Genomic DNA, 10,852 nt, shown 5'->3' with positions numbered 1-10,852 from the left:
TGATGATTTTTTGACCCGTATGAAATTTATCCAGATAACGCAAGACGAACGCTTTCATCGCCTGAAACGCACTGTAAAAACCCTGATGGACGCTCCCGACACCTTCCTCGAACGGAACCTGAAGCGCGTGCACATCACGTAATGCATCTTTCAGACTGGCCGTGCCGCGCACCGAAATCAGCACGACTTCGTCGTGATGACACATGAACGCCTGGGTATCGCCGCCATCTTCCTGATCATCGAAAAAATGCTGGTTGGCCGGGTGTTCCTGGTCCTTGCCTTTGTCCGGGTGATTTTGCTGATACAGCGTCGGGTCGAACGGCAGGATTTCCAGCCGCTTTGAATAGGGCACGTCTTCGTACAGCGGGTAAAACCTTTGGGTTTGGCTCCTATCGATTCGCCAGTTCTCCCGATAGCTGGCCAACGCCTCGCCGAACAGGTTGCCGATGCTCGGGTCCTCAGGAAAGCGCACTTTATCCAGCGGCTTTTCGCGCGGGTCCTGGGCGAAGTCGGTGTAACTCAAGGTCGCCATCAGGGCCAGTTGATAGAGATTCAGCGCACAGAATTTGTCATCGGTGGACAGCAGGGGCCGCAAGGCGCGCATCGGCCGCACTTCCAGCACATTGTGTTGGTTGGGGCTCAGCGCAATGCCGAACGAATGCTCGGGGCCGAAACCCAGTTCGCTCATGGCCCGAAGCAGTGTGCTTTGGGGTTGGTAGAAGCGCTGGACCACCGGTGGCAAATGCGCGCCATCACGGACCAGGTCCCGCACCTCGACCTGGACGAAGACATCGGCGTCCTTGATGGCCGGGTTGTGTTCACGACGAAATCCATCTTCGTGGAAGAAACGGGTTTGTTCGGCGCGGTACTGGAGTTCGGTGATGGGGAGGGGGTAGTGAGTCCGATCCATCAGGCGAACATACAGTTCGTTAATCCGGGAATGCGGCGCGTCCATCGTTAACACCATAGGACCACGGTAGTGATTGTCCAACCTGGTAAAACCCTCACCATTCAACCTTCCGGTGTATTCCTGACCCACGCTATCTCGAAGGGTGTAAGGCAAGCCGCCATAGGGTTTTCCGTCGCCAAATTCATCCACCAATCGAAAACTCGTCCAATGCCCTCGCAGCGGACAGACCAGTATTTTTCCGCTGAAACAGCTGTCGTCTTGTTCCTTGATTGTCACGTTGTAGCTCCCTTATTCAGTGCAGTTGGGGTAGACGGTGCAGCTTCTGCCATCAGGCAATTTGAAATCCGTAAATTGAGCAGGCTCCATGCACCACTCTTCGTTGTTAGTTCCCCAACGGCCTGTGCATGGTTTCCAGCCATTGGGTGTTTCTAACCACCATCCGCGGTAATACGGTTGCTCCTGCTCCGCCATCCCGAACACCATCCTCACCGTCCTGCCCGGCAACTGATCGCGCTGCAACACCCCGCCTGCCATGCGTTTCACCATCTGTCCACTCGCGTCGACGGCCCGACAGTGCAGGATTTTCCGAATATTGCGTTTGGGTCCCACAGTGCGAAACAGCCACTGGCATTGCCCTTGAAATGCCTGAATACCGGAGGCTGGAAAACCTGGGGGGACATCTGCAAGTTCGTCGTAAAAGGACAGGCTGGCGAAGTCGCCGCCAATGTCAGACCAGCGCGTTCCCCACTTCGCGTCGAGATTCAGTTTCAAGCTACTCAACACCAACGGACAGCCGCCCGCGCGCGTCGTCAGTGGGATCTGAAACTCCGCCGTGCGCGCAACCATCTGGTATTCACTGGTGAAAAACTTGCGATTCGGCGCCACTTTTCCGCGCTGGCGCGGCGGCGCCTCACAGGTTTCGCCGCTGGCCGGCTCGTAATAGGCATCGGCCTTGACCCTGAAATCGGCCGGGACTTCGGCCTGCAAGGTAAAGCTCTCGGCCGGTGCAAAAACACAACCGCCCGCGGCAAGCGCCAGCGCAATGATTGTCAGTACGCGAGCAAATGGCCGACTCGCAAAACACGACGATGGACCGTTATTGAGAACTGGCTTATCCCATTCCTGGCGTGCCGTCACTTGATGCTCCTGCCAACTGACTCCGTAGAAAACGAAGTATCAACAGAGGTATAGCCGTCATCCAGAACGGTTTGAGGGGCCAGGAAGCGTTTGGGACCGCGCCTACGCCAATCTCTGAAATATCTGACATTTGCAGCCATGCCGGAAAGATATGCAGATACCGACGCACATGGAGGCAACTGAGCTTATCCCTTCGAGCAATGAGCCCAGCGGCTACACTCAGACGCGACGGTCAATCGCTTCCGGGAGCCTCTGATGCCCGCAACCTCCGCCAGCCAAACCCTGCGGCTGCCCTCCATCGACAGCTTATTGCGCCATCCCGCCTGCCAACCGCTGGCCGAGCGTTACGGGCATGACGCGCTGCTGACTGGCCTGCGGCAACTGCTCGATGACTTGCGCGAATCGGTGCACAAGGGCGAACTCAATGCCATTGAAATCGCCCCCGACGTATTGGCGGGCAGGGCGGGCGAGCGTCTGGCGATCCAGCATCGCAGCCAGATCCGTCGGGTATTCAATCTCACCGGCACAGTGCTGCACACCAACCTCGGGCGCGCGTTATTGCCAGAGGAAGCCATTGCCGCCGTGGAACTGGCCGCCCGCTATCCGCTCAACCTGGAATTCGACCTGCACAGCGGCAAGCGCGGCGACCGGGACGACCTGATCGAAGGCCTGATCCGCGAGCTGACCGGCGCCGAGGCAGTGACCGTAGTCAACAACAACGCCGCCGCCGTGTTGCTGACACTCAACAGCCTGGGCGCGCGCAAGGAAGGCATCATTTCCCGTGGTGAACTGATCGAAATCGGCGGCGCTTTTCGCATACCCGACATCATGGCCCGTGCCGGGGTGCGGCTGCGCGAAGTGGGCACCACCAACCGCACCCATGCCCGGGATTACGAGGCCGCTATCGGTCCGCGCAGTGGTCTGGTGATGCGTGTACATGCGAGCAATTATTCCATTGAAGGCTTCACCGCCCGGGTGCCGACGGCTGAATTGGCAGCACTGGCTCACCGCCACGGGTTGCCGCTGCTGGAAGACTTGGGCAGCGGCAGTCTGCTGGACCTGACTCGCTGGGGCCTGCCCGCCGAACCGACGGTGCGTCAGGCACTGCTCGAGGGTGCGGACATCGTTACTTTCAGCGGTGACAAACTGCTCGGCGGTCCCCAGGCCGGGTTGATTGTCGGCCGCAAAGACCTGATCGCAAAGATCAAGAAGAATCCGCTCAAGCGTGCGCTGCGGGTCGACAAACTGACCCTCGCCGCCCTCGAAGCTGTATTGGCGCTGTACCGCAATCCTGATCGGTTGGCCGAGCGTCTGCCGAGTCTGCGCCTGCTGACCCGGCCTCAAGCCGACATTTTCGCCCAGGCCGAACGCCTGCAACCGTCACTGGCGCAGGTGTTGGGCGATGGCTGGAACGTCAGCGCGGTGCTGGCGCTGGGCATGATCGGTAGCGGCAGCCAACCGGTGGCTCGACTGCCTAGTGCGGCGTTATGCCTGCGACCGAACGTTTCCAAACGCCTGCGTGGACGAACATTGCATGCCTTGGAAGCTGCAATGCGCGCACTGCCGATACCCGTGCTTGGGCGCATCGACGGCGATGCGCTTTGGCTGGACGTGCGCCAACTCGATGACGAAGCTGCCTGGTTGGCGCAACTCGATCAATTGCAGGAGGAGGGCCGGGACGGGTGATTGTCGGCACGGCGGGGCACATCGATCACGGTAAAACCTCCTTGCTCCAGGCACTGACCGGCCAGGCCGGCGACCGTCGCCGGGAAGAACGCGAACGCGGCATGACCATTGACCTGGGCTATATCTACGCGGCGCTGGAACCAGGCGCCGCCCTGACCGGTTTTATCGACGTACCCGGCCATGAGCGCTTCACCCATAACATGCTGGCCGGGGCTCAGGGCATTGATCTGGTGTTGTTGGTGGTGGCGGCGGATGACGGTGTCATGCCCCAGACCCGTGAACACCTGGCGATTGTCGAGTTGCTGGGCATCCCTCGGGCACTGATCGCAATCAGCAAGTGCGACCGCGTCGATCCTGCTCGTGCGCAAGCCGTTCGGGAACAGATCGAAGCATTGCTGGCACCCGGTCCTTATGCCGACGCGCCGCAAATCGCGCTGTCGAGTGTGACCGGCGAGGGGATCGAGACACTGCGTCAATCTTTGCTGGATGCGCAACATGAGGTGCTTCAACGCAGCGCCAGCGGTGGTTTTCGCCTGGCGATTGACCGGGCCTTCAGCGTGGCCGGCGCGGGTATCGTAGTGACCGGCACCGCGTTGTCCGGCCAGATTGCTGTGGGCGATACGCTGATCTTGAGTCCGCTGGGCAAACCGGTGCGGGTGCGCGGCCTGCATGCACAGAATCAGGCGGCTGACAGCGCAACGGCCGGGCAGCGAGTCGCGCTGAACCTGAGCGCCGACCGTTTGGCCCTGGAGCAGATTCACCGGGGCCACTGGCTGTTGGCCGAATGGCTGCACGCGCCGACCCAGCGTCTGGATATCGAGATGACCTTGTTGCCCAGCGAGGCGCGAAGCTTCGAGCACTTTCAGCCAGTGCACGTGCATCTCGGTACTCAGGACGTGACCGGGCGAGTGGCTTTGCTGGAAGGCGCCAGTCTCGCGCCGGGTGAGCAGATGTTCGCGCAACTGTTGGTGAATGCGCCGGTGCTGGCGGTGAAGGGCGACCGTTTGATCCTGCGCGATCAAAGCGCTCAGCGCACCCTCGGCGGTGGCCGCGTGCTCGACCCGTTCGCCCCGGCCCGACACCGCCGCAGCCCCGAACGATTGGCGCAGCTACAAGCGCTGGCCACCACGAACAGCCTGGAAGACGCACTGCCGGCGCTGCTGGCCAACAGCGACACCGGGCTCGACCCGCAACGTCTGGAGCGCCAGTTCAACCGTCCGCGCGAAACTTGGGAGCTGCCCGACGATGTTCGGCTGGTTGAAACGCGGAAAGGGCCGTTGCTGTTCAGCGCTGCCCGCTGGGAAGCCCTGAAAGCGCCGCTGCTGGAACACCTCGCACGCTTTCATCAACTCGAACCGGATCAAATGGGACCGGACAGGGATCGCCTGCGGCGCTTCGTCGGCACCGCGCTGGATCGGCCGACCTTTATCAGCCTGCTCGACGAATTACTGGCCAGCGGTGCGATCGTCGCCAGCGGCCCCTGGCTGCATTTGCCCGATCATCAAGTGCGGTTGAGCGAGGACGACGAAGTCCTGTGGCAGCAATTGCAGCCGCTGTTCGAACAGGCGGGTTTCGATCCGCCATGGGTGCGTGATCTGGCTAAAGTGACGGGCCATGAAGAGGCCACCGTGCGCCTGCTGCTGCGCAAGATGGCGCGCTTGGGGCTGGTGCATCAAGTGGTTCGTGATCTGTTTTACACCGACACGCTGCTGCGCCGATTGGCGGCTATGCTGGTGCAACTGACAAGCGACAATCCGGTGATTCAGGTCACCGCGTTTCGCGATGCCGTGGGCCTGGGGCGCAAGCGCAGCATTCAGATTCTTGAATACTTCGACCGGGTCGGCCTGACCCGACGCTTTGGCGATCGGCGCCACCTCCGGCTCGACAATGCACTGGCTCAACAGACAACAGACTGAGTTCAAGGAAGGCAATCGCGCCCGGTGGCGCGGCCGGGCTTCAAACCCGGTTGGGGACGGCATCCGTTCCCGGGCAGGTTCGACTCCGGCTGCCTTCCGCCATTTTTTCTCGCGATATTCCTTTGCATCACTACTTGGCATTTTCGTGTCGTATGAAGTCCTTTGGTGCATTTTGTTGAGCATTAATAGTGCGCCAAACATTAACTGACGCACCAAGCAGGGTGCTTTGTATTACAAGGGCAATAAAAAGTAATGAGTAGAAATTTCACGCTTATAGGGCAAAAAACGTACATGAGTTGCTAATCGCACCATTTTTGTTCGCTCCAGAATTGGGCAAGTTACAAGTGGAGGAAATGTTTATATATTTTTGTCGATTTAAGTCTCAAAAATGAAAACAAATGTCGCTCAGGTGTTTTTCTCGTAGCGATTTCGGTTATTTGCCCTTGGTAACAAGAGTGGGCACAGCCCTTGCAAAAGTACTTTCAAACCACCGAAGTGTGGTTTTAAACGAAAAAGAATAACGGGGAACGTTATAAATTGGGGCGCCAGACATCAAACCGCAAAGGCCAGACTTCTGGCGTCGGAACGCGTCAAGCGATTGCCGAAATCATAAGGAATTTAATTCCGAATGTAACAGGAAGTTAACGACGCACACTGAGGTGCTCAACAGAAACAGTACTCACTAAAACAACGTAAGGCCTGAATGTATTGAAATAGCGAAGTGATAAGAAAATGCCGTCTGTATCGCGGCAAGGAGTAGGGTATGTCCCGAGCTTTTTTTAACGAAATGTATGATGCGAGTGGTGGCTGCCGCCCACATTACCAGGAGTTCGCGCGTTGGTTGGCGGACACCCCTCTGGAGTTGCTGGATCAACGTCGTCGCGAAGCCGACCTGTTGTTCCATCGAGCCGGCATCACCTTCACCTTATACGGGGACGAGCAGGGCACCGAGCGGTTGATTCCGTTCGATATCATTCCACGCAGCATCACAGCCTGCGAATGGCAAACGGTCGAGCGTGGCTGCATTCAACGGGTCCAGGCCTTGAACATGTTCCTGGCCGACATTTACCACAGCCAACACATCCTCAAGGAGGGCATCATCCCGGCCGAACAGGTTCTGGCGAACGAGGGTTATCAGGTCGCCATGCAGGGCCTGAATCTGCATCGCGGCATCTATGCCCACATCTCCGGAGTCGATCTGGTCCGCGACGGCGATGGCAGCTACTACGTACTGGAAGACAATCTGCGCACCCCCAGCGGCGTCAGCTACATGCTCGAAGACCGCAAGATGATGATGCGGTTGTTCCCTGAACTCTTCGCCGCCCAACGTGTGGCGCCCATCGATCATTACCCCAACCTGCTGCTGGACACCCTCAAGAGCTCCAGCCCCCTGGACAACCCCACTGCCGTGGTGCTGACCCCGGGTCGCTTCAACAGTGCTTACTTCGAACACGCGTTCCTGGCCCGTGAAATGGGTGTGGAGCTGGTGGAAGGCGCCGACCTGTTTGTCCGCGACGATCACGTCTACATGCGCACCACCGCCGGCCCTAGACAGGTGGATGTGATCTATCGCCGTCTCGACGATGCGTTCCTCGATCCGCTGTCCTTCAACCCGGACTCCATGCTCGGTGTGCCCGGCCTGATCGCCGCTTACCGCTCGGGCAATGTGGTGCTGGCGAACGCCGTCGGCACCGGTGTGGCCGACGACAAATCGATCTATCCCTATGTCGACGACATGATCCGCTTCTACCTCAGCGAGGAACCGATCCTCAAGAACGTGCCGACCTGGCAATGTCGCAAACCCGAAGAGCTGTCCCATGTGCTGGCTCATCTGCCCGAACTGGTGGTCAAGGAAACCCAAGGCTCCGGCGGCTACGGAATGCTCGTCGGCCCGGCCGCCACGGCGGCGGAAATCGAGGACTTCCGCCGCCGTCTCAAGGCCCGCCCTGAAGCCTATATCGCCCAGCCGACGTTGTGTCTGTCGACGTGCCCGACTTTCGTCGAAAACGGCATCGCTCCACGCCACATTGACCTGCGCCCGTTTGTGCTGTCGGGCAGTGAAACCCGTCTGGTGCCCGGTGGCCTGACCCGCGTGGCATTGCGCGAAGGCTCGCTGGTGGTGAACTCGTCTCAGGGCGGCGGCACCAAAGACACTTGGGTAGTGGAGGAGTAAGACATGCTTTCAAGAACCGCTTCGGACCTCTACTGGATGTCCCGTTACCTGGAGCGCGCCGAAAACCTGGCGCGCATGCTCGAAGTCAGTTACTCGTTGTCGCTGATGCCCCACGCCGGGCGCACCGACGGCCGCGCCGAGCTGGCGATGTCGCTATTGGCCGCCGGCACGCTGGACGACTACAACGAACGCTACGGCGAACTCAATACCGAGCACATGCTGCATTTCTTTGCGCTGGACGAAACCAACCCCGGCAGTATCTATTGCTGCTTGCAAGCCGCGCGGGCCAATGCGCACGCGGTGCGAGGACGCATCACCGCCGACATGTGGGAGAACATCAACGCCACCTGGCTGGAGATGCGCAACATCGCCAGCAACGGTCTGGGCCGTTACGGCATCAGCCATTTCTGTGAATGGGTCAAGGAACGCTCGCATCTATTCCGCGGGGCGACCTCGGGCACGATCATGCGCAACGATGCCTATAGCTTTATTCGTCTGGGCACTTTCCTCGAACGCGCCGACAACACTCTGCGCCTGCTGGATGCGCGCTATGAAATGTTCGGCGAAGAGTCGGAGGAGGTCAGTGATAACTCGGCCCGCGGCTACTATCAGTGGAGCGCGTTGTTGCGGGCGCTGTCGTCGTTCGAGGCATTCAACGAGATCTACCGCAATGCGCCCTGCGCCAAACAGGTTTCCGAGATGCTGCTGTTGCGCGCCAACGTGCCGCGCTCGCTGCACGCCTGCGTCGAGGAGCTAGACCAAATCCTCGCCAGCCTGCCGGGCAATAACGGCCGGCCGGCCCAGCGCCTGGCTGCAGAACTGAATGCGCGGCTGCGTTATACCGGGATCGACGAGATTCTCGGCTTGGGTCTGCACCTGTGGCTGACTGATTTCATCTCCCAGGTTCGCCATCTCGGTCAGACTGTTCACGAGTCCTATCTGGAGGTCGTATGAAACTGTCCATACGCCACGACACCACTTACAGCTACGCCGACGAAGTCTGCACCAGCATCCAGTTCCTGCGTTTGACGCCCAAGAACACCGAGCGTCAGCACATTCTGGAATGGCACCTGGAGTTGCCGCGCCTGGTGCGCAGCCAGCTCGATCCTTACGGCAACGTCCTGCATGTATTGACGATGGACGAGCCCCACGGCGCTCTGGTATTGACGGCCTATGGCCAGGTTGAAATCGATCAGACGATGGACGTGGAGCACGACACTCAGTCGCCGCTGCCGTTCTTGCGCACCAGCCATCTGACCAAGACCGATGACGCCCTTAACGCTTTCGCCCTGCAACACTGCGGTACGCGGCGTGATCGAGGGGCGCTGATCGACCTGATGAATGGCCTGGCAGAGCACATGGTCTACAGCCCGGGGGCGACCTCCGTGGACACTACTGCTGCCCAGGCCTTTGCCGCCGGGGTTGGGGTCTGTCAGGACCACACTCACGCGTTCCTGGCGTGTGCCCGCAGCCTGGGGATACCGGCGCGTTATGTCTCCGGTTACCTGTGCACCGAAGATGAAAGTCATCTGGCCAGCCACGCCTGGGCCGAAGCCTGGCTCGATGATGGCTGGTACAGCTTCGACGTCACCAACCGACTGGCCCGCCCCGAGCGTCATTTGAAACTGGCGGTGGGCCTCGATTACCTCGACGCCTGCCCGGTACGCGGGATGCGGCGCGGTGGTGGGGCCGAGCAGATGCTGGCACAGGTACAGGTGACATCCCTGTTTCAGATGCAGCAGCGATAGACCGCGCGCCTACATACAGTTAACGATTCACCTCTTGTTCAGCACCGCCCGATTCAAGGGCGGTTTGCTGGCTGCTGCCCGACTTGACCTCAGGCGCGAAGAAGTTTCGGGTCTGCGCGACCAACAAACACAACTATGACCTACGCTTATTCCCAGACGCATGTTCAACGAGCAGAGGCTACGCCTAATGCCGTAGGAGCCAGGCTTGCCGGCGAAGGCGTTCTTAAGAGCGCCTTCGCCGGCAAGCCTGGCTCCTACTGGCATCAGGGCTTGCCCCTGATCCAAAACAACAAGAACAGCTATCCGGAGACGACTCATGTTTGCATTGGCCCGTCGATTCAGCAGCAACCTCGCCGTTTTAGTTACCGCCGCCGCGCTCGCCTCACCGGTTTTTGCGCTGGACACCGTCAAGTTCATGGCCCCGGGTTCGGTCGGTGGTGGTTATGACCAGACTGCCCGCGTCCTGGGCAAAGCCATGGTCGAGGCCAAAACGGCGAAATCCGTCACCTTCGAGAACAAGGGTGGCGCAGGTGGCACCTTGGGGTTGGCGCAATTTGCCAACGGCACCAAGGGCGACCCCAATGCCCTGATCGTCGTCGGCGCGATCATGGTCGCGGCCATCGAGCAGAACAAACCGCAAATCACCTTGAAGGACGTGACACCGATCGCCCGGCTGTTCACCGAATACAACGTGATTGCCGTGCGTGACGACTCACCGTACAAAACCCTGGACGACTTGCTCAAAGACTTCAAAGCCAACCCGTCCAGTATCAAGTTTGGTGGCGGCTCCAAGGGGTCGATCGACCACATTGGCATCGCCGAACTGGCGAGCAAAATGGACGTCCCCGTCAACAAGGTGAATTACGTCGCCTTCGCTGGTGGCGGCGAAGTCGTCGCCGCGACGCTGGGGGGCCATATTACGGTGATTACCGGCGGCTACGCCGAGCTGGCCAAATACGTCCAGTCCAAGCAATTCCGCTTGCTCGCCATCGGCGCGCCCAACCGCGTTGAAGGCATCGACGCACCGACCCTCAAAGAGGCTGGCTACGACGTGACGATCGGTAACTGGCGTGGCGTATACGGCGCAGGGGGCCTGACGCCTGAGCAGCGCAAAGAGCTGACCGAAGCCGTCTTGACCGCGACCAAAAGCAACGTTTGGCAAGAAAATGTAAAAACCAATGCATGGTCACCGAGCATTCTGACCGGGGATGACTTCGGCAAATTCGTCGAGGAAGAACATGGGCGCCTGCGTGCGATGCTGGTCAAGGTCGGGCTGCTTTGA

At 59.7% G+C, this 10,852-nt stretch carries 7 protein-coding genes, 1 tRNA gene and 1 pseudogene; 7 read left to right on the top strand and 2 right to left on the bottom strand.

Features of this window, described 5'->3' with window-relative positions:
- Both MEB48_RS01830 and MEB48_RS01825 read right to left on the bottom strand, forming a co-directional pair.
- Positions 1-955 (bottom strand): annotated as a pseudogene (locus MEB48_RS01830) (lipase family protein); the annotation flags it as partial.
- 243 nt (positions 956-1,198) lie between these two features.
- On the bottom strand, positions 1,199-2,047 hold the full coding sequence (locus MEB48_RS01825; protein WP_237881301.1) for a hypothetical protein: 849 nt from the start codon (positions 2,045-2,047) through the stop codon (positions 1,199-1,201).
- 255 nt (positions 2,048-2,302) lie between these two features.
- Here MEB48_RS01825 and selA point away from each other — a divergent pair, with 255 nt between their 5' ends.
- From selA to MEB48_RS01790, 7 genes are all read left to right on the top strand, one after another.
- Positions 2,303-3,733 carry an L-seryl-tRNA(Sec) selenium transferase gene (gene selA / locus MEB48_RS01820; RefSeq protein WP_237881299.1) on the top strand — a complete coding sequence of 477 codons (1,431 nt, stop codon included), beginning with the start codon at positions 2,303-2,305 and terminating at the stop codon, positions 3,731-3,733.
- Positions 3,730-5,649, top strand: coding sequence for a selenocysteine-specific translation elongation factor (gene selB / locus MEB48_RS01815; RefSeq protein ID WP_237881297.1), 1,920 nt, complete (start codon positions 3,730-3,732; stop codon positions 5,647-5,649). Before selA ends, selB begins: the two co-directional genes overlap by 4 nt.
- A 6-nt stretch (positions 5,650-5,655) precedes the next feature.
- Positions 5,656-5,751 (top strand) — tRNA-Sec (locus MEB48_RS01810).
- Positions 5,752-6,412: 661 nt separating this feature from the next.
- Positions 6,413-7,822 carry a circularly permuted type 2 ATP-grasp protein gene (locus MEB48_RS01805; protein WP_237881295.1) on the top strand — a complete coding sequence of 470 codons (1,410 nt, stop codon included), beginning with the start codon at positions 6,413-6,415 and terminating at the stop codon, positions 7,820-7,822.
- A 3-nt stretch (positions 7,823-7,825) separates the two neighbouring features.
- On the top strand, positions 7,826-8,776 hold the full coding sequence (locus tag MEB48_RS01800) for an alpha-E domain-containing protein (RefSeq protein WP_095053949.1): 951 nt from the start codon (positions 7,826-7,828) through the stop codon (positions 8,774-8,776).
- Positions 8,773-9,570, top strand: coding sequence for a transglutaminase family protein (locus tag MEB48_RS01795; protein ID WP_237881293.1), 798 nt, complete (start codon positions 8,773-8,775; stop codon positions 9,568-9,570). Before MEB48_RS01800 ends, MEB48_RS01795 begins: the two co-directional genes overlap by 4 nt.
- A gap of 316 nt (positions 9,571-9,886) precedes the next feature.
- Entirely contained in the window at positions 9,887-10,852 is a 966-nt protein-coding gene (locus MEB48_RS01790; protein WP_237881291.1) for a tripartite tricarboxylate transporter substrate binding protein, read from the top strand.

The sequence above is a fragment of the Pseudomonas sp. PGPR40 genome, from assembly GCF_022014505.1.
Taxonomy (GTDB): domain Bacteria; phylum Pseudomonadota; class Gammaproteobacteria; order Pseudomonadales; family Pseudomonadaceae; genus Aquipseudomonas.
Note: the sequence above shows the minus strand (reverse complement) of the source record. Positions and strands in the feature narration are given on the sequence as shown.